This is a genomic window from Streptomyces sp. C36 (assembly GCF_040932295.1).
GTDB classification, from domain to species: Bacteria; Actinomycetota; Actinomycetes; order Streptomycetales; family Streptomycetaceae; genus Streptomyces; species Streptomyces triculaminicus.
Genome location: NZ_JBFQGI010000011.1, coordinates 58,403 through 76,061 on the forward strand (window position 1 = coordinate 58,403; position 17,659 = coordinate 76,061).

The window sequence follows — 17,659 nt, forward strand, 5'->3', positions numbered from 1 at the left end:
CCGTACCCGCACTGCCCTCGCTTTCCGGGATATGGGGGTGGTTGTGGCACGTATTCGGGTACTGGTGGTCGACGACCACCGCATCTTCGCCGAGTCGCTCGCCGCCGCCCTCGCGGCCGAGCAGGACGTGGACGTCTCGGCGGCCGGCAGCGGGCCGGCGGCCCTGCGCGCGCTCGAGCGCGCGGCGGGCGAAGGGCGGCGCTTCGACGTCCTGCTGATCGACGCCGACCTCGGCACCGTGGGCCCGGACGGCGCACAGCCGCCGGGTCAGCTGAGGGCGCCGGGAGCGGTGGACGGCCCCGGGCAGGCCGAAGGTGTGGTGGACGGCATCTCGCTGGTGGCGCGGGTGCGCACGGGCCACCCGGGCGTACGCACGGTGGTGCTGGCCGAGCGCGACGACCCCCGCCGCGCGGCGGGAGCGCTGCAGGCGGGCGCCGGGGGCTGGGTCGCGAAGGACTGCTCGCTCTCGCGGCTGCTCGCGGTGATACGGGGCGTGCTGCGGGACGAGACGCATCTGCCGCCCGCCCTGCTGACGGGCGTGCTGCGGGAGCTGACGGCCGCGCGCAAGCACCGCACCGAGAGCGAGCGGCTGGTGGAGTCGCTGACCCCGCGCGAGCGCGAGGTGCTGCGCTGCATGGTGGCGGGCCTGGGCCGCAAGGCCGTCGCCGAGCGCCTCTACCTCTCCCCGCACACCGTGCGGACGCACATGCAGAACGTGCTGGGGAAGCTCGGGGTGCACTCCACGCTGGCCGCCGTCGCGCTGGCACGGCGGGCCGGGGTGGGGCCGGTGGACCTAGCCGGGGACGTTGTCGAACGGGGCGGTCAACTGGCGTAGCAGACCGGCCAGTTCGCCGCGCTGTGCGGAGGACAGCTCGGCGAGGATCGCCCGCTCCTGGGCGAGCAGCCCGGCGAGCGCCTGATCGGCGCGGTCCTGGCCCTCGGTGGTCAGCCGGACGAGCACGCCGCGCCGGTCGCTGGGGTCGGGCTCGCGCTGGACCAGGCCCTTCTTGGCGAGCCTGTCGATGCGGTTGGTCATGGTGCCGGAGGTGACCAGGGTCTGGGTCAGCAGCTGCCCGGGGGAGAGCTGGTAGGGCGCCCCGGCACGGCGGAGCGCGGTGAGCACGTCGAACTCCCACGGCTCGAGCTCGTGCTCGGCGAACGCCAGCCGCCGGGCCCGGTCGAGGTGGCGGGCGAGCCTGCTGACCCGGCTGAGCACCTCGAGTGGTTCCACGTCGAGGTCGGGGCGCTCTCGGCGCCACGCCGCGACCAGCCGATCGACCTCGTCCTCCATGGGATCAGTGTAGTTGGTCTGTCGACATGAAGTCTCTTGATGTCAAGACACTCGCGTGGCCGGTGTCATCGCCGAGGCGAGCGCGCGCCCCTGAAGGGCGCGGTGCGCCCTGGCGCGCGCACCGCCCCCCTGCGTAACAGCCGTCAGTTCTTGCGGTGGCCCACCAGCCGCGGCTTGGCCTCCAGCCCGTCCAGGCCGTGCCAGGCCAGGTTCACCAGGTGGGCCGCGACCTCCGCCTTCTTCGGCTTGCGGACGTCCAGCCACCACTGGCCCGTCAGCGCCACCATGCCCACCAGCGCCTGCGCGTACAGCGGTGCCAGCTTCGGGTCGAAGCCGCGGGCCTTGAACTCCAGGCCCAGGATGTCCTCGACCTGGGTGGCGATGTCGCTGATCAGGGACGCGAACGTGCCCGTCGACTGCGCCACCGGCGAATCGCGGACCAGGATGCGGAAGCCGTCCGTGGACTTCTCGATGTAGTCCAGCAGCGCGAACGCCGCCTGCTCCAGAAGCTCCCGGGGATGGCCGGCGGTCAACGCCCCCGTCACCATGTCGAGCAGCTGCCGCATCTCGCGGTCCACGACCACCGCGTACAGCCCCTCCTTGCCGCCGAAGTGTTCGTAGACCACCGGCTTGGAGACCCCGGCCTTCGCCGCGATCTCCTCCACCGACGTCCCCTCGAACCCCCGCTCGGCGAAGAGCGTGCGACCGATGTCCAGCAGTTGCTCGCGGCGCTCCGCGCCGGTCATCCGCACCCGGCGGGGCCGGGCGCGCCGGGGCGCCGGAGCCGCGGGCAGGTCCTTGTCACTGGTGGTATTGCTGTCGATCGCCACGCTGTCAATCATGCCGCGTGAACGGCATCTTCCTTCCCCTGGGAATTCCGCTTCGACTCGATACGGCCCGCGTCCGGCCAGCGCACGTCGTACGCCCAGCCCGCCTTCTCGAACCAGCGGATGATACGGGCGCTGGAATCCAGCTGCCCCTTGAGCACACCGTGCCGCGCCGACGTGGGGTCGGCGTGGTGCAGGTTGTGCCAGGACTCGCCGCACGAGAGCACGGCCAGCCACCAGACGTTGCCCGAGCGGTCCCGCGACTTGAACGGGCGCTTGCCCACCGCGTGGCAGATCGAGTTGATCGACCACGTCACATGGTGCAGCAGCGCCACCCGGACCAGCGACCCCCAGAAGAACGCCGTCAGTGCCCCCTGCCACGACCAGGTGACCAGGCCGCCCACCAGCGGCGGGGTCAGCAGCGAGACCGTCGTCCACAGCACGAACTGCCGCGAGATCGTCCGAACGACCGGATCCTTGATCAGGTCCGGGGCGTACTTCTGCTGCGGGGTCTGCTCCTGGTCGAACATCCAGCCGACGTGCGCCCACCACAGGCCCTTCATCAGCGCCGGCACGGTCTCGCCGTAGCGCCAGGGGGAGTGCGGGTCGCCCTCGGCGTCGGAGAACTTGTGGTGCCTGCGGTGATCGGCCACCCAGCGCACCACCGGTCCCTCGACCGCCAGCGAGCCCATGACCGCCAGGGCGATCCGCAGCGGCCGCTTCGCCTTGAAGGAGCCATGGGTGAAGTAGCGGTGGAAGCCGATCGTGATGCCGTGGCAGCCGATGTAGTACATCGCCACCATCAGCCCCAGATCCAGCCAGCTCACCCCCCAGCCCCAGGCCAGCGGCACTGCGGCGAGCAACGCGACGAACGGAACGACGATGAACGCCAGCAGGGTGATCTGCTCGACCGACCGGCGTTGCTCACCTCCGAGCGTGGCGGACGGCAGTGCACTCTCCTGGGCCTGCGGCGCGTTCTCGATCACGTCGGGGCTTGCAGTCATGGGTTCCCTCAGGGGGTCGGGGCTTGGCCACGGTCTCCGACCGCGATCTCTGACCGCGATCTCTGGCTACGGTTCCGTAACCTACGGCTTCGTAAGTATGGCAGGGCTCGGCGCCGGGGCAAGAGGCCGTGGCCAACCGCGCGTCGTGCGGAGACCTATGCTGGGGGCGTCGGACAGCGCGGTCCGCCACCCCTCCAGACGTGCTCGGAAACACCGCAAGGAGCCGCACCTGTGAGCAGTGCCGACAACACCAACGCCGCCCTGCGCGCCGACATCCGCCGCCTCGGGGATCTTCTGGGCGAAACGCTGGTCCGCCAGGAGGGTGACGAGCTTCTCGACCTCGTCGAGCGTGTGCGCGCCCTGACCCGTACGGACGGCGAGTCCGCCGCCGAGCTCCTCAGCGCCACCGACCCGGAGACCGCCGCCAAGCTCGTGCGGGCCTTCTCCACCTACTTCCACCTGGCCAACGTCACCGAGCAGGTGCACCGAGGCCGCGAGCTGCGCGCCCGCCGCGAGGCCGAGGGCTCGATCCTCGCCCGCACCGCCGACCAGCTCAAGGACGCCGACCCCGAGCACCTGCGGGCCACCGTCGAGCACCTCGGCGTACGTCCCGTCTTCACCGCGCACCCCACCGAGGCCGCCCGGCGCAGCGTCCTCAACAAGCTCCGCCGCATCGCCGAGCTCCTCGACGCCACCGACGCCGGCACCGGCGAGAAGCGCCGCACCGACCTCCGCCTGGCCGAGAACATCGACCTGCTCTGGCAGACCGACGAGCTGCGCGTGGCCCGCCCCGAGCCCACGGACGAGGCCCGCAACGCCATCTACTACCTCGACGAGCTCCACGCGAGCGCCGTCGGCGACGTCCTGGAGGACCTCGCCGCCGAGCTCGACCGGGCCGGCGTCGCCCTGCCCGCCACCACCCGCCCGCTCACCTTCGGCACCTGGATCGGCGGCGACCGCGACGGCAACCCCAACGTCACCCCCGACGTCACCTGGGACGTGCTGATACTGCAGCACGAGCACGGCATCACCGACGCCGTCGAGCTCGTCGACGACCTGCGCGGCGCCCTCTCCAACTCCATCCGCAACAGCGGCGCCACGGAGGAGCTCCTCACCTCCCTGCAGCGCGACCTCGAGCTGCTCCCCGAGATCAGCCCCCGCTACAAGCGGCTGAACGCCGAGGAGCCCTACCGGCTCAAGGCCACCTGCGTCCGGCAGAAGCTCGTCAACACCCGCGAGCGCCTCGCCCGCAACACCCCCCACCAGGAGGGCCGCGACTACCTCGGCACCGGCGAGCTCCTCGCCGACCTCCAGCTCATCCAGGACTCCCTGCGCGCCCACCGCGGCCGGCTCATCGCCGACGGCCGCCTCGAGCGCGCCATCCGCACCCTGGCCGCCTTCGGCCTCCACCTGGCCACCATGGACGTCCGCGAGCACGCCGACGCCCACCACCACGCCCTCGGCCAGCTCTTCGACCGCCTCGGCGAGGAGTCCTGGCGCTACGCCGACATGCCCCGCGAATACCGCCGCAAGCTGCTGGCCAAGGAGCTGCGCTCACGGCGCCCCCTCGCCCCCAGCCCGGCCCCCCTCGACGCGGCCGGCGCCAAGACCCTCGGGGTCTTCCACACCGTGCGCGAGGCGCTGCAGACCTTCGGCCCCGAGGTCGTCGAGTCGTACATCATCTCGATGTGCCAGGGTGCCGACGACGTCTTCGCCGCCGCCGTCCTGGCCCGCGAGGCCGGACTCGTCGACCTGCACGCCGGCTGGGCGAAGATCGGCATCGTGCCGCTGCTGGAGACCACCGACGAGCTCAAGGAAGCCGACCGCATCCTCGACGAGATGCTCGCCGACCCCTCCTACCGGCGCCTGGTGGCCCTGCGCGGCGACGTGCAGGAGGTCATGCTCGGCTACTCCGACTCCTCCAAGTTCGGCGGCATCACCACCTCCCAGTGGGAGATCCACCGCGCCCAGCGCCGGCTGCGCGACGTCGCCCACCGCTACGGCGTACGCCTGCGCCTCTTCCATGGCCGCGGCGGCACCGTCGGCCGCGGCGGCGGCCCCACCCACGACGCGATCCTCGCCCAGCCCTGGGGCACCCTCGAGGGCGAGATCAAGGTGACCGAGCAGGGCGAGGTCATCTCCGACAAGTACCTCCTGCCGGCCCTCGCCCGGGAGAACCTCGAGCTGACCGTCGCCGCGACGCTGCAGGCCTCCGCCCTGCACACCGCGCCCCGCCAGTCCGACGAGGCCCTCGCCCGCTGGGACGCGGCCATGGACACCGTCTCCGACGCCGCCCACCGCGCCTACCGGCGCCTGGTCGAGGACCCGGACCTGCCGGCCTACTTCTTCGCCTCCACCCCGGTCGACCAGCTCGCCGAGCTGCACCTGGGCTCCCGCCCCTCCCGCCGCCCCGACTCCGGCGCTGGCCTCGACGGGCTGCGGGCCATCCCGTGGGTCTTCGGCTGGACCCAGTCCCGGCAGATCGTCCCCGGCTGGTTCGGCGTCGGCTCCGGCCTGAAGGCCGCCCGCGAGGCCGGCCTGGACACCGTCCTGGACGAGATGCACGACCACTGGCACTTCTTCCAGAACTTCCTGTCCAACGTCGAGATGACGCTGGCCAAGACGGACCTGCGGGTGGCGCAGCACTACGTGGACACGCTGGTCCCGGACGAGCTGAAGCCCGTCTTCGACGTGATCAAGGCCGAGCACGAGCTGACGGTGCGGGAGGTGCTGCGCATCACGGGCGAGGACGAGCTGCTGGCCGCGAGCCCCGTACTGCGCCAGACGTTCCACATCCGCGACGCCTACCTCGACCCCATCTCGTACCTGCAGGTCACCCTTCTCGACCGGCAGCGCCGGGCCGCCGAACGCGGCGAGAGCCCCGACCCGCTGCTCGCCCGGGCCCTGCTGCTGACCGTCAACGGCGTCGCCGCCGGCCTGCGCAACACCGGCTGACCCGGCGGACCCCCGGACACACCGGTGCCCCCCTCGCCGTGCGGCGAGGGGGGCACCGGCATCCGCGGTCAGGAGTTGTACGTGCCCTGCGCGCGCTCCAGACCGTCCACGATCAGCGTCTCCACCGCGTCCGCCGCCCGGTCCACCTCGAACGCCAGCTCCTTGCGCTCGGTGGAGGAGAAGTCCTTCAGCACGAAGTCCGCGACCTGCATACGGCCCGGCGGGCGGCCGATGCCGAACCGCACCCGGCAGTAGTCCGGCCCCATCGTCTTCGTGATCGACTTCAGGCCGTTGTGGCCGTTGTCGCCACCGCCCAGCTTCAGCCGCAGCTGCCCGAAGTCGATGTCCAGCTCGTCGTGCACGGCGACGATCCGCTCCACCGGCACCTTGTAGAAGTCCCGCAGCGCGGCCGTCGGGCCACCCGACAGATTCATGAACGACATCGGCTTGGCGACCACCACCCGGCGGCTCGACGGACCCGGCGCGCCCAGCCGGCCCTCGACCACCTGCGCCCGCGCCTTGTGCGCCTTGAACTTCGCCCCCAGCCGCTCGGCGAGCAGGTCGGCGACCATGAAGCCGACGTTGTGGCGGTTGCCGGCGTACTCCCCGCCGGGGTTGCCCAGGCCCACGATCAGCCAGGGACTCGAGTCGTCCGTCATCTGCATGTCTCCTTCATAGCCAACCGCCGCCCCGCTCCGGTGGAGCGGGACGGCGGTCGAAGAGAAAAATCCCGCGAGCCCGAGGATCAGGCCTTGACGACCAGCAGGTCGACGTGCTCGAGGAAGCCCTTCAGCGGGTCGCGCTGGACCTGCTTGGGGACGACGCGCTCGGTGCGGCCCTCGATGTCCAGGGTCAGCTCGACGCCGGCGTTCTTGAGCGCCATCATCAGCTCGTGGCCCGGCAGGGAGACGTGGACCGGCTCGGCGCCGTGGCCGTAGATGACGGCGGGAACCTGGTCGGCGCGGCGGATACGGCGGGCGGCGCCCTTGCCGAAGTCGGTGCGGACGGCGGCGGTGAGCTGGATCTCAGCCATGGTGCACTCCTCGTGAGCAGTGGTTGTGGACGGTTACCCGGCCCACGAAAGGCCTGCTACGAAGAGCGCGTCGATAACGGACCGCCGGCACCGTGAAAACGGTGCGGCCTCCCTCGCCGAGCAACTCGAGGAGTCTACCCGGCGGGGGAGGCCGTCCAGAAATCGATCAGTGAAAGATCGTTACTCCGCTCAGCCCAGCTCGTCGAAGAGGCTGGTGACCGAGCCGTCCTCGAACACCTCGCGCACCGCGCGGGCGATCGTCGGCGCGATGGAGAGCACCGTGATCTTGTCGAGCTCGAGCTCGTTCGGGGTCGGCAGCGTGTTGGTGAAGACGAACTCGCTCACCTTCGAGTTCTTCAGGCGGTCCGCGGCCGGGCCCGAGAGCACACCGTGCGTGGCCGTGACGATGACGTCCGCCGCACCATGGGCGAACAGCGCGTCGGCGGCGGCGCAGATGGTGCCACCGGTGTCGATCATGTCGTCGACGAGCACGCAGACGCGGCCCTTGACGTCACCGACGACCTCGTGAACGGTGACCTGGTTCGCCACGTCCTTGTCGCGCCGCTTGTGCACGATCGCCAGCGGCGCGCCCAGACGGTCGCACCAGCGGTCGGCCACCCGCACGCGGCCGGCGTCGGGGGAGACGACGGTCAGCTTGTCGCGGTCGACCTTGGCGCCGACGTAGTCGGCGAGGATCGGCAGCGCGAACAGGTGGTCCACCGGGCCGTCGAAGAAGCCCTGGATCTGGTCGGTGTGGAGGTCGACCGTCAGGATGCGGTCGGCACCGGCCGTCTTCATCAGGTCCGCGATGAGGCGGGCGGAGATGGGCTCACGACCGCGGTGCTTCTTGTCCTGACGGGCGTAGCCGTAGAAGGGAAGGATCACGGTGATGCTCCGGGCGGAGGCCCGCTTCAGAGCATCGATCATGATCAGCTGCTCCATGACCCACTTGTTGATCGGAGCAGTGTGGCTCTGCATCAGGAAGCAGTCGGCGCCACGGGCCGACTCCTGGAAGCGAACGTAGATCTCGCCGTTGGCGAAGTCGAATGCCTTGGTCGGGACGAGAGAGACGCCCAGCTGGTGCGCGACCTCCTCGGCAAGCTCGGGGTGGGCGCGGCCGGAGAAGAGCATCAGCTTCTTCTCGCCGGTCGTCTTGAACCCGGTCACAGCACATTCTCCTTGGATGTCGCTTTGTGTGCGCTTATCACGGTACGCCCCGCACGGCGTGCCGGTGTCACGGTCACTGCTCGCCGTCGGTCTCCCGGCGAGCTGCGGAAGCGGCCTGAGCGGCTGCGCTTCCCGGGCGCTTACGGGCCACCCAACCCTCGATATTCCGCTGCTGGCCACGAGCGACAGCGAGCGAACCCGGGGGCACATCCTTGGTGATGACGGAGCCGGCGGCGGTGTACGCGCCGTCCCCGATCGTGACCGGAGCCACAAACATGTTGTCCGATCCGGTGCGGCAGTGCGAGCCGATCGTCGTGTGGTGCTTGTTGACACCGTCGTAGTTCACGAAGACGCTCGCCGCGCCGATGTTGCTGTACTCGCCGATCGTGGCGTCACCCACATACGACAGGTGCGGCACCTTCGTGCCCTCACCGATCTCGGCGTTCTTCATCTCGACGTAGGCGCCGGCCTTCGACTTCGCGCCCAGGCGCGTGCCCGGCCGCAAGTAGGCGAACGGGCCCACGGTGGCGCTCTCGCCGATCACGGCCGAGTCCGCCACGGTGTTGTCCACGCGGGCGCCCGCGCCGACGGTGGTGTCCGTCAGCCTGGTGTTCGGGCCCACCTCGGCGCCGGTCGCCACGTGGGTGGCGCCCAGCAGCTGGGTGCCCGGCTGCACCAGTGCGTCCGGCTCGAACGTCACCGTCACGTCCACCCAGGTCGTGGCCGGGTCCACCACCGTCACACCGCTCATCATCGCGGCGTGCAGCAGTCGGTCGTTGAGCAGCCGACGGGCCTCCGCCAGCTGGACCCGGTTGTTGATGCCCAGGATCTCCCGGTGGTCGGCGGCCACGGCCGCGCCCACCCGGTGACCCGCCTCGCGCAGGATCCCCAGTACGTCGGTGAGGTACTCCTCGCCCTGGCTGTTGTCCGTACGCACCTTGCCCAGCGCGTCCGCCAGCAGCTGGGCGTCGAACGCGAACACCCCGGAGTTGATCTCGCGGATCGCGCGCTGCGCGTCCGTGGCGTCCTTGTGCTCGACGATCGCGGTCACCGCGCCCGTCGCCTCGTCCCGCACGATGCGCCCGTAGCCGGTGGAGTCCGGCACCTCGGCGGTGAGCACGGTCACGGCGTTGCCGTCGGCGGCGTGGGTGTCCGACAGGCGCCGCAGGGTCTCCCCGGTCAGCAGCGGGGTGTCGCCGCAGACGACGACCACGGTGCCGTCGAGGACGATGCCGTTGCCCGACAGCTCCTCCAGGCCCATGCGCACGGCGTGGCCGGTGCCGTTCTGCTCGTACTGCACGGCGGTGCGGACGTCCGGGTCGATCTCGGCCAGGTGTGCCGAGACCTGCTCGCGGGCGTGCCCGACGATGACGACGAGGTGCTGGGGGTCCAGCTCCCGGGCGGCGGCCACGACGTGCCCGACGAGGGAGCGGCCGCTGATCGCGTGCAGGACCTTGGGGGTCGCCGACTTCATGCGGGTGCCCTCACCCGCTGCGAGGACGACGACGGCTGCCGGGCGGTTGGCGCTCACGGGTGTGCCCTTCGGCTTCGAGGGGGTGGACACCCGCAGGATACCGGGGCGTAAGAGGGGGGAAACGCGCGCGGGTCCTGACCTGCGAGGTCAGGACCCGATATTCGAACTTTGAGCTCCCCCGCCAGGACTCGAACCTGGAAAGACGGCACCAAAAACCGTAGTGTTGCCAATTACACCACAGGGGATGGCAAAGATTGCCAAACCGGACAGATCGTCTAGATCGTCGAGCTGGCTCCCACCACTATGCCGTACCACCAGCCCTCAATGCGACGGTACGGCTCGGCGCTTCTCGGTACGCCCGCGACGAGGGGGCGGAGAGGCGGCCACGAGAGCCGCGGACCCCGTTCCCGCGCACCCTTTCCGGGACCTCGTCCGGCGCGTCGCAGGCCGCCGCAGGCCGTGGCACGCCCAGGAAATACGGTGGCGCCCGCCCGTAGTCTGGGTGGTATGACCACAACGGGGGCAATCGCGGAGGCGGGCGCGCGAGGCGCGCCCGTCGGGCCGTGGTGGTGGGTGCGCCGGCGGAGTCTGGTGCTGGACGCGGTGCTGGCCATGGTGTCGGCCCTGGAGTGTGCGCTGGAAGGGGTGAGCTTCGCCCAGGAGGCGGGGCTGCCGGGAGTGCTCGGGGGCCTGGTCGGGCTGCCGGCGGGGGCCACGCTGCTGTTGCGGCGGCGGTGGCCGGTCGCGGTGGTGCTGGTGTCGATAGCGATCCTGCCCGCCGAGATGGGCGTGCTGCTGGGCATCGTGTCGATGTACACGCTGGCGGCGTCCGAGGTGCCGCGACGGATCATCGCGGTGCTGGCCGGGGCGTCCCTGGTGGGCACGCTGATCGTGACCTTCGCGCGGTTCCACCGGGACATGGCGCAGGACGGCTACCAGCCGGGTTACTGGCTGACGTGGGTGTTCTCGCTGGTGATGGCGCTGGGGCTGACGGCGCCGCCGGTGCTGCTGGGGCTGTACGTGGGGGCCAGACGCCGGCTGGTGGAGAGCCTGCGGGAGCGCGCGGACGGACTGGAGCGGGAGCTGTCGCTGCTGGCGGAGCGGGCCGAGGAACGCGCGGTGTGGGCCCGCAACGAGGAGCGGACGCGGATCGCGCGCGAGATGCACGACGTGGTGGCGCACCGGGTGTCGCTGATGGTGGTGCACGCGGCGGCGCTGCAGGCGGTGGCCCTCAAGGACCCGGAGAAGGCGTCGCGGAACGCGGCGCTGGTCGGGGACATGGGCCGGCAGGCGCTGACGGAGCTGCGCGAGATGCTGGGCGTGCTGCGTTCGGGTTCGGACGGGGCGGCGCGGCCGCAGGGCGCGGTGGACTCGGAACGGCTGGCCGCGGTGGCCACGGCGGCGTCGGCCCGGGTGCGGGTCGCGGCGGGTGCCGCGGCCGAAGGCGCGGCGGACGCCGGGGACGGCGGGCCGTGCCTGGACGGGCTGGAGGATCTGGTCGGGCAGTCGCGGGACGCCGGCATGGCCGTGGAGCTGTCGGTGATGGGGGACGAGCGCACGTACGCGCCGCGGGTGGAGCGGACGGCGTACCGGGTGGTGCAGGAGGCGCTGACGAACGTCCACAAGCACGCTCCGGGCGCCAAGGCGCTGGTGCGGCTGGCGCACCGGGAGGCCGAGGTGGCGCTGCAGGTGGAGAACGGCCCCTCGGACGCCGGCGCCGACGCCGGCCCGGGGCTGCCGAGCGGCGGGAACGGGCTGGTCGGGATGCGGGAGCGGGTGGCCGCGCTCGGCGGTGTGTTCGTGTCGGGCCCGACGGACGCGGGGGGCTTCCGGGTCTCCGCGGTGATACCGGACACTCCCTAGCCGGGCGGGGCCGGCCGGGGTCCAGGGCGTGCCCTAGGCGGGGCCGGGGGCGGTGAGGCGGGAGGGCCGGGTTCCGGTGACCAGGGCGCCGATGGCGTGGTCGATGTCGGAACCGAGGTACCAGTCCCCGGTGTGGTCCAGGCTGTAGACGCGGCCGTGCGCGTCGATGGCGAGGAGGGCCTGGCCGTCCAGCTCCTGGCCGAGGGGGCAGATCTCGGTGCCCAGCGCGCGGCCGAGGTCGGCGACGGTACGGGCGAGGTGGAGGCCGTGCAGGGGGTCGATGTGGAACGGCGTGGGGGCGATGTGCCGACCCGGTCCGGGCGGGGTGACGTGGAGTCCGCCGAACTCGGCCCAGGCCTCGACGGCCGCGGGGAAGACGGTGTGCCGGTGCCCGGCGGGGCTGGTGTGGGCGCGCAGGGCGTCGGCCCAGCGCTCGGCGGCCTTGATGTCCCAGCGGCCGGGTTGCCAGCCGGCCTCGCGCAGGGCGGCGTCGACGGCGACGGGGAAACGGGTGGCGGCGGTGCGGTCGAATGCGCGCATCGGTGGTCGTCAGTTCCTGCCGTGGGACGGGGCGCCGGGGTCGACGGGCCGTACGCCGAAGTGGTCGAGGAGGGCCGTACAGGAGCGGCAGGGCGGGGCGTACGCGCCGTGGCGGGGATCGCCGTCCTCGCGGATGTGGCGGGCGGTCAGTTTGGATCCCTTGAGGGCGCGGCGGGCGTCGCTGTGGGTGAGGGGTTTGCGGGAGGCGCGTTTGCTGCGGGCGGGCTCGTGGGCGGTCAGGTAGCGGGTGAGGAGGACGGCTTCGGGGCAGCGGCCGGTGAAGCGTTCGCGCCGTTCGATGGTGAGGGTGTCCAGGAAGTCCTGGACGAGGGGATGCAGTCTGGGGGGCTGACCGGACTTGCCGGCGGTGCAGGTGAGCGTCTCGCCGCGCACGGAGAGGGCGGCGGCGACGGTCGGCAGGATGCCGTCGCGGCGGCGCAGCAGGGCGGGCGGCCGGTCGGCCTCGTCGGCGGAGCTCCAGGTGAGCCGGGGGTCGCCGGGTGTGCCGCTGTCGGTGTGCCGGTCCTGAGTGGTGTGCATGACGCTTCTTCCCTCCCGTGCAATCCCCCTGTTGCGGGGATCAGACTGCCAAATGGGGAGGCCGCTGTGAAAGCCAGGTCTGTTTTGCGTGGTGCTCCTGCGATGAATGATCACTGTGGGGTTACGAGTTGTCGCGGGGCGGTGCGTGACGGGGCAGGGGCTGGTGGGGGTTCGTACGCATCTGCAAGCGTGTGCACGGGCTGTGCGGAGGCGGGGCCGGGCGGCGGCCGGGACCCTCGCCCGCGACAGCGCATAGGCTGTCGCCCACGAGTGTTCCCGGCGTCCGCCGCATGTCCGGGTCTTCAGTAGTCCTGTAGGAGACACAGTCAGCAGGGGGCTTCCGCCATGACGACAGGTCGGCTCGGGCAGCAAGCCGCGCCACCGAACGCGGCCTATGCCGGGCAGGTCGTGCACTTCCCGGACCCGGTCCGGCGCGGCCGTTATCCCAAGGGCGTACGCGTGGACGACCGGGGTTTCCCGGACTTCTCGCCGTACGCCCGGGCGGCCGCGGAGATCGCGGAGCCGCCGGAGGGCTTCGGCGTCGACGAGCTGCGGCTGACCGACTACGTGTCGGCCAACGCGGCCCAGCACGCGGCCGGCCACGAGCTGTGGGCGAGCCTGTCGCCGGTGGCGACGCCGCACGGCTGGACCTGGCACCACGTCGCGGGGACGCGCCGGCTGGAGCTGGTCCCGGCCGAGGTGAAGGCGCTGCTGCGACACCACGGCGGCCTGGCGACCGCCGCCGTCGACCAGGACAAGCGCGGCACGCGCCCGCTGCAGGAGACCCGTCCGGTGCACTTCGCGCTGCCGCCCCGGGACCTGCCGGTGACGGAGGAGCAGGTGCAGGGCGTCGAGGAGGACCTCGGCTACCGCCTGCCGGGCGCCTACCGCGCGTTCCTGAAGGCGGCCGGCGGCTGCGCCCCGGTGGGCGCCGCGCTGGACGCGGACCTGGGGCTGCTGCTCGACCAGCCGTTCTTCACGGTGCGCGACGACGCCGCGGTCAACGACCTCGTCTACATCAACAAGTGCCTGCGCGACCACTTCACCAAGGACTATCTGGGCGTGGCCTTCGTGCAGGGCGGCGTCCTGGCGGTGAAGGTCAAGGGCGAGGCGATCGGCTCGGTGTGGTTCTGCCCCTACGACGACGCCCGGGACCGTGACGGCTGGGCCGTGCAGGAGCGGGTGGAGCGGCTGCTGCTGCCCTGCGGCGAGGACTTCGACGCGTTCCTGTCGCGTCTGGCGGGTGGACCGCCGGAGCTGGAGACGGTGGCCAACCTGATGGTGGACGGCGGATTCGCGTACGCCGTCCCGGTGGAGGAGTGAGCGGCGCCATGGTGACATTCGCGCAGGCGCAGGAGCGCGCGGAGCGCTGGGTCAACGGAGACGTGCCGGCCTATCTCCAGCGTGAGGTGTGCGTAAGGGAGTTCGACCTGGGCTTCGTGGTCTGGGCCGAGGACCGCGAGGACGGCCCGACGGGCGACGGCGGCCGGCTGCGGATGGTCATCGCGCGCGACAGCGGCGAGACCACGCTGTGGCCCGCCCTGCCGGTCGGCGAGGTGATCCGGCGGTACGAGGAGGAGTACGGGGCCGTGGAGGAACCGGTGAACGAGACGCCGGAGCCGCCGAAGCGGGTGGACCTGAACGCGACGTCGTTCCTGCTGAGCCCGCCGGAGTGGCTGCAGGAGGCGGCGGACGCGATGGGCATCCCGGACCGGCGGCCCTCGTCCGGGTCCTCGTCGTCCGGGTCCTCGTCCGGCTCTTCCCCGGCCGAGGACGCGGCGGATGCCGCCGCGGCGTCCGGTGCGGACGACGCGGCCGCCGGTCCGGTGGCCGCGCCTGAGCCCGAGCCCGAGCCCGTGCCTGTGCCTGAACCTGAGCCGGCGCCGGTTTCCGAGGCGCCGGAGCGGGCGGCGTCCGCCGTCGCGACCGACGCCGGCGACGCGGAAGCGTCCGATCCGGCGGCTGGTACGCCTGGTGACGTGCCGGAAGCCGGGGCGCCCGCCGACGCGGTGGTCCCGGAACCGCAGGAGCGTGCCGACATGTTCGCCAAGCCGTCCGCCGACGTGTCGGCCGACGCACCGGCGAGCCCGGAAGCCGCGCAGGCCCCCGTGGAGTGGCCCTCGGGCGGTGACACGTCGGAGGCGCCGGCCGGTGCCGAGCCGTGGGCGGGTGCCGACGTGTCCGGGGACGACGGCGACGACCACGTGGTGGGGCTGCCCGCCACGGTTCTGACGCCCGCGCTGTCGGGCGTCGACGTCGACGACGTCCCGGCGCCGAGCGTCCGGCCGGAGGCGAAGACGGCGCTGATGCCGCAGGGCAGCGCCCTGCCGCGCACGACGATCGCCCCGGCGGTCGGCGGCCCGGCCGCTCCCGCGACCCCGCCCGTGGCCCCCGCCACTCCTGTGACGCCTGCCGCCCCCGCCGTACCGAACGCCGCGCCGAACGCCGCTCCGGCCGCCGCGCCCGGCGCTCCGGCCGGTGGGTACGTACGGACGCAGATGGTCGCGCAGCTGGACGAGTCGGGTCAGCCCGTCATGGCCGCCCCGGCGGCTCCCGCGACCCCGCAGGCGCCCGCCGCGCCGCCCGCGACCGGTGGCGCGCACGCCGCGGCCACCATGCTGGCGAGCCCCGGCGGTCCCGTGCCGCCCGCCCCGCCCGGCGCACCCGCGGCTCCGGGCCAGCCTCCGGCCGCCCCGCACGCCCCTCAGGCTCCGCAGGCCCCGGGCGTACCCGGTGTCCCGGCCGCGCCGCAGGGCGCCCGCCCCGTGCACGCGGCGGCGACGATGCTCGCGAGCCCCGGCGGCCCGGGTGCCCCGCAGGCCCCCGGCGTGCCCGCCGCGCCCCAGGTCCCGCAGCCGCCGCAGGCCCCGGCGCCCGCGTACGGCTACCCCCAGGCCCCCACGGGCCTGCCCACCGTCGGGCCCGGCTACATGGCCGTGCTGCGCTACCGCGCCCACGACGGTTCCGAGCAGCAGATCATCCGCCGCAGCGCGCCCGGCACCCCGCACCCCGAGTGGCAGATCCTGCATGAGCTGCGGGCGATGAACGTGCCGCCGCAGCAGGTGCTGGAGCTGCACACCGAGCTGGAGTCGTGCGACCTGCCCGGCGGCTACTGCGCGCGGATGATCCGCGAGACGTGGCCGCAGGTGAGGATCAGTCACACGGCCGCCTACGGGCGCGACCACGCCACCCGCCAGCAGGGCGTGCGCCACCTCGTGGAGCACCAGGGCGAGCTGCACCAGGTGGCGGACGGGCCCGCGCGGCCCGCGCCGAACCGGGTGCCGCTGCCGCACCCGCAGCAGATCCAGATGGCGCCGCCGGTGGGGCCGGACGTGATCGGGCGGGAGCTCGCCGAGGCCTTCGGGCCGCAGGTGTTCCGCTTCGACCAGCGGGCCGTCTCCCGTCAGGGCGTGCCGGACATCGTCGCGCAGACGCTGGTCTGGGCGGGGCTTCCGGCCGACTTCGGGCCGTTCTTCTGGGGCCAGGCCCAGCCGGGCCGCCCGGTGCCGACGCTGGCGGAGCTCGCGGCCGAGCGCGGGGTGCGGGCGGCGGCGGACGCCGGTTCGTACCTCGTCATGGGCAGCGACTACGGCCGTCAGCTGTGCGTCCAGTACGGCACGGCCCACATCGTGGCCGTGCCGATGGAGTCGCCCGACGGTCAGCCGGCGCCGCCGCAGTTCGTCAACACGAGCCTTCCTCAGTTCGTGCGCTCTTTGGCGCTGCTCGGCAAGATGTGGCGGTGGCGCTACGGGCTGACGCCGGAGCAGGCCGGGCGCTGGACCGTGGACTTTCAGGACCAGCTGGCCGCGCTGGACCCGGCGGCGCTGTCGTCGCCGGAGAACTGGTGGGCGGTGCTGCTGGAGCAGATGTGGGACGGTCTCTTCTAGCGGCCGGCCGAGACGTGCGCGGACGGCGCGGGGCGCCCACCCCGGGACGGGGGGCGGGCACCCCGCGCCGCGGAGTGTCGCGGCAAGGGCACTTCGCTCGTACGGGAATGATGTACGCCGGACCTGTCGCATACCGGATTTCCGGATATAAGGGGCTACAAGGATGAGTTCATCGCTGTCTCCTGACGGTTTCGCTGTCGTACGAGGCCGCGGTTACCGGCCTGAGCAGGTCGACCGCACGCTGGCGGAGTTCGCCCGTCAGCGCGACTCCGCCTGGGAACGGGCGGCGCGGCTGACCGTCCTCGCCCGCGAGATGGAGGACGAGGTACGGCGCCTGGAGCAGGTCGTCGCGAAGATGCCTCCACAGACGTACGAGTCCCTCGGCCCGCGCGCCCAGGGCCTGGTGACGACGGCCGAACTGGAGGCCGCGGGCCTGCGGGAGCGTTCGGAGGCCGAGGCGGCGGAGGCGCAGGAGAGCTCCCAGGCGCACGCGCGGAACCTGCGCGACGCGGCGCACGAGTACGCCGTGGCGGTACGGGCGGAGGCGGAGGAGTGGGCGCGGCAGGCGCTGCTCGCCGCGGAGACCGTCGCCGACGACGTGTGCACGACCGTGACCCAGGAGGTCAAGAAGCGCCGTGAGGAGTCGCTGGCGGCGCTGACGGAGATGCGGCAGCGCACGACGCACGTCCTGGCCGAGCAGGAGAAGGAGCACACCGAGCGCTGGGACGCGGCGGGCCGTGAGATCGCCGAGCGCGAGGCGGCGATGGACGCGCGCGTGGCGGCGCTCGAGGAGTACGCGCGTACGGCGCTGGGCGACGCGCGCCGCCGGTACGCCGACACCGAGGAGGCGGCGCGGCACGGGCAGGAGGACGCCGAGGCGCAGGCCGCCGCGGTGATCGCGCAGGCCCGGGTGCGGGAGGAGCGGATCGCGCGGGACACCGAGCGGGTGCTGCGCGAGCACGAGGAGCGGCGCGAGGAGCTGAAGTCGCACATGGCGCATGTGCGGCACAGCCTGGCGGCGCTGACGGGCAAGCCGGTGGTCGAGGACGCGGGCGCCGCGGACTGATCCGGCCGGTCC

Annotated in this window: 14 protein-coding genes, 1 tRNA gene and 1 pseudogene; 6 read left to right on the forward strand and 10 right to left on the reverse strand. The window is 72.7% G+C overall.

The window, feature by feature from the left end; all coding sequences use genetic code 11:
- Positions 1-43: 43 nt before the first annotated feature.
- Positions 44-835: a LuxR C-terminal-related transcriptional regulator gene (locus AB4K12_RS28535; protein ID WP_368437403.1), complete on the forward strand. Its 792-nt coding sequence runs from the start codon at positions 44-46 to the stop codon at positions 833-835.
- Here AB4K12_RS28535 and AB4K12_RS28540 read toward each other — a convergent pair.
- From AB4K12_RS28540 to AB4K12_RS28550, 3 genes are all read right to left on the reverse strand, one after another.
- Complete coding sequence (locus tag AB4K12_RS28540) at positions 794-1,291, reverse strand: MarR family winged helix-turn-helix transcriptional regulator (protein WP_086572747.1); 498 nt, start codon at positions 1,289-1,291, stop codon at positions 794-796. The two genes, AB4K12_RS28535 and AB4K12_RS28540, sit on opposite strands and share 42 nt — an antisense overlap.
- Positions 1,292-1,434: 143 nt before the next feature.
- The gene (locus tag AB4K12_RS28545; protein WP_086572749.1) at positions 1,435-2,133 is read right to left on the reverse strand and encodes a TetR/AcrR family transcriptional regulator; all 699 of its coding nucleotides are present in this window, start codon (positions 2,131-2,133) and stop codon (positions 1,435-1,437) included.
- Entirely contained in the window at positions 2,130-3,122 is a 993-nt protein-coding gene (locus AB4K12_RS28550; RefSeq protein ID WP_368437405.1) for an acyl-CoA desaturase, read from the reverse strand. Before AB4K12_RS28550 ends, AB4K12_RS28545 begins: the two co-directional genes overlap by 4 nt.
- A gap of 231 nt (positions 3,123-3,353) precedes the next feature.
- Between AB4K12_RS28550 and ppc the strand changes: the two genes are divergently transcribed.
- A complete protein-coding gene (gene ppc, locus AB4K12_RS28555) occupies positions 3,354-6,077 on the forward strand; it encodes a phosphoenolpyruvate carboxylase (protein WP_368437406.1) in 2,724 nt (907 codons plus the stop codon).
- Between the two features lie 68 nt (positions 6,078-6,145).
- Here the strand turns inward: ppc and pth are convergent, their stop codons facing one another.
- From pth to AB4K12_RS28580, 5 genes and pseudogenes are all read right to left on the reverse strand, one after another.
- Positions 6,146-6,736: an aminoacyl-tRNA hydrolase gene (pth, locus tag AB4K12_RS28560; RefSeq protein ID WP_086572757.1), complete on the reverse strand. Its 591-nt coding sequence runs from the start codon at positions 6,734-6,736 to the stop codon at positions 6,146-6,148.
- Between the two features lie 92 nt (positions 6,737-6,828).
- Positions 6,829-7,110, reverse strand: a pseudogene (locus AB4K12_RS28565) (50S ribosomal protein L25); the annotation flags it as partial.
- 189 nt (positions 7,111-7,299) lie between these two features.
- Positions 7,300-8,277, reverse strand: coding sequence for a ribose-phosphate diphosphokinase (locus AB4K12_RS28570; RefSeq protein WP_086572754.1), 978 nt, complete (start codon positions 8,275-8,277; stop codon positions 7,300-7,302).
- Between the two features lie 73 nt (positions 8,278-8,350).
- Positions 8,351-9,808, reverse strand: a complete 1,458-nt coding sequence (gene glmU, locus AB4K12_RS28575; protein WP_086572759.1) for a bifunctional UDP-N-acetylglucosamine diphosphorylase/glucosamine-1-phosphate N-acetyltransferase GlmU — start codon at positions 9,806-9,808, stop codon at positions 8,351-8,353.
- A 116-nt stretch (positions 9,809-9,924) separates the two neighbouring features.
- Positions 9,925-9,996, reverse strand: a tRNA-Gln gene (locus AB4K12_RS28580).
- Between the two features lie 262 nt (positions 9,997-10,258).
- On the opposite strand from AB4K12_RS28580, the gene AB4K12_RS28585 reads away from it, so the two are divergent.
- Positions 10,259-11,614 (forward strand): sensor histidine kinase, encoded by a 1,356-nt coding sequence (locus AB4K12_RS28585; protein ID WP_368437409.1) that lies wholly within the window; start codon positions 10,259-10,261, stop codon positions 11,612-11,614.
- Positions 11,615-11,647: 33 nt separating this feature from the next.
- On the opposite strand, the gene AB4K12_RS28590 is transcribed toward AB4K12_RS28585, so the two are convergent.
- Together AB4K12_RS28590 and AB4K12_RS28595 are read right to left on the reverse strand one after the other, a co-directional pair.
- The gene (locus AB4K12_RS28590) at positions 11,648-12,154 is read right to left on the reverse strand and encodes an SUKH-3 domain-containing protein (RefSeq protein WP_368437411.1); all 507 of its coding nucleotides are present in this window, start codon (positions 12,152-12,154) and stop codon (positions 11,648-11,650) included.
- Positions 12,155-12,163: 9 nt separating this feature from the next.
- Positions 12,164-12,694, reverse strand: coding sequence for a YwqJ-related putative deaminase (locus tag AB4K12_RS28595; RefSeq protein ID WP_368437412.1), 531 nt, complete (start codon positions 12,692-12,694; stop codon positions 12,164-12,166).
- Positions 12,695-13,039: 345 nt separating this feature from the next.
- On the opposite strand from AB4K12_RS28595, the gene AB4K12_RS28600 reads away from it, so the two are divergent.
- The 3 genes from AB4K12_RS28600 to AB4K12_RS28610 all read left to right on the forward strand — a co-directional run bounded on the left by AB4K12_RS28600 (position 13,040) and on the right by AB4K12_RS28610 (position 17,647).
- A complete protein-coding gene (locus tag AB4K12_RS28600; protein WP_362259484.1) occupies positions 13,040-14,017 on the forward strand; it encodes an SMI1/KNR4 family protein in 978 nt (325 codons plus the stop codon).
- 8 nt (positions 14,018-14,025) lie between these two features.
- A complete protein-coding gene (locus AB4K12_RS28605) occupies positions 14,026-16,581 on the forward strand; it encodes an SUKH-4 family immunity protein (protein ID WP_368437413.1) in 2,556 nt (851 codons plus the stop codon).
- Between the two features lie 163 nt (positions 16,582-16,744).
- A complete protein-coding gene (locus AB4K12_RS28610) occupies positions 16,745-17,647 on the forward strand; it encodes a cellulose-binding protein (RefSeq protein ID WP_368437414.1) in 903 nt (300 codons plus the stop codon).
- Positions 17,648-17,659 lie beyond the last annotated feature (12 nt).

Excerpts from the sequence above, each read along its gene's own strand:
- AB4K12_RS28540 (WP_086572747.1), bottom strand. The coding sequence starts at position 1,291 with ATGGAGGACGAGGTCGATCGGCTGGTCGCGGCGTGGCGCCGAGAGCGC.
- AB4K12_RS28545 (WP_086572749.1), bottom strand. The coding sequence starts at position 2,133 with ATGATTGACAGCGTGGCGATCGACAGCAATACCACCAGTGACAAGGAC.
- AB4K12_RS28550 (WP_368437405.1), bottom strand. The coding sequence starts at position 3,122 with ATGACTGCAAGCCCCGACGTGATCGAGAACGCGCCGCAGGCCCAGGAG.
- pth (WP_086572757.1), bottom strand. The coding sequence starts at position 6,736 with ATGACGGACGACTCGAGTCCCTGGCTGATCGTGGGCCTGGGCAACCCC.
- AB4K12_RS28585 (WP_368437409.1), top strand. The coding sequence starts at position 10,259 with ATGACCACAACGGGGGCAATCGCGGAGGCGGGCGCGCGAGGCGCGCCC.
- AB4K12_RS28590 (WP_368437411.1), bottom strand. The coding sequence starts at position 12,154 with ATGCGCGCATTCGACCGCACCGCCGCCACCCGTTTCCCCGTCGCCGTC.
- AB4K12_RS28595 (WP_368437412.1), bottom strand. The coding sequence starts at position 12,694 with ATGCACACCACTCAGGACCGGCACACCGACAGCGGCACACCCGGCGAC.
- AB4K12_RS28600 (WP_362259484.1), top strand. The coding sequence starts at position 13,040 with ATGACGACAGGTCGGCTCGGGCAGCAAGCCGCGCCACCGAACGCGGCC.
- AB4K12_RS28605 (WP_368437413.1), top strand. The coding sequence starts at position 14,026 with ATGGTGACATTCGCGCAGGCGCAGGAGCGCGCGGAGCGCTGGGTCAAC.
- AB4K12_RS28610 (WP_368437414.1), top strand. The coding sequence starts at position 16,745 with ATGAGTTCATCGCTGTCTCCTGACGGTTTCGCTGTCGTACGAGGCCGC.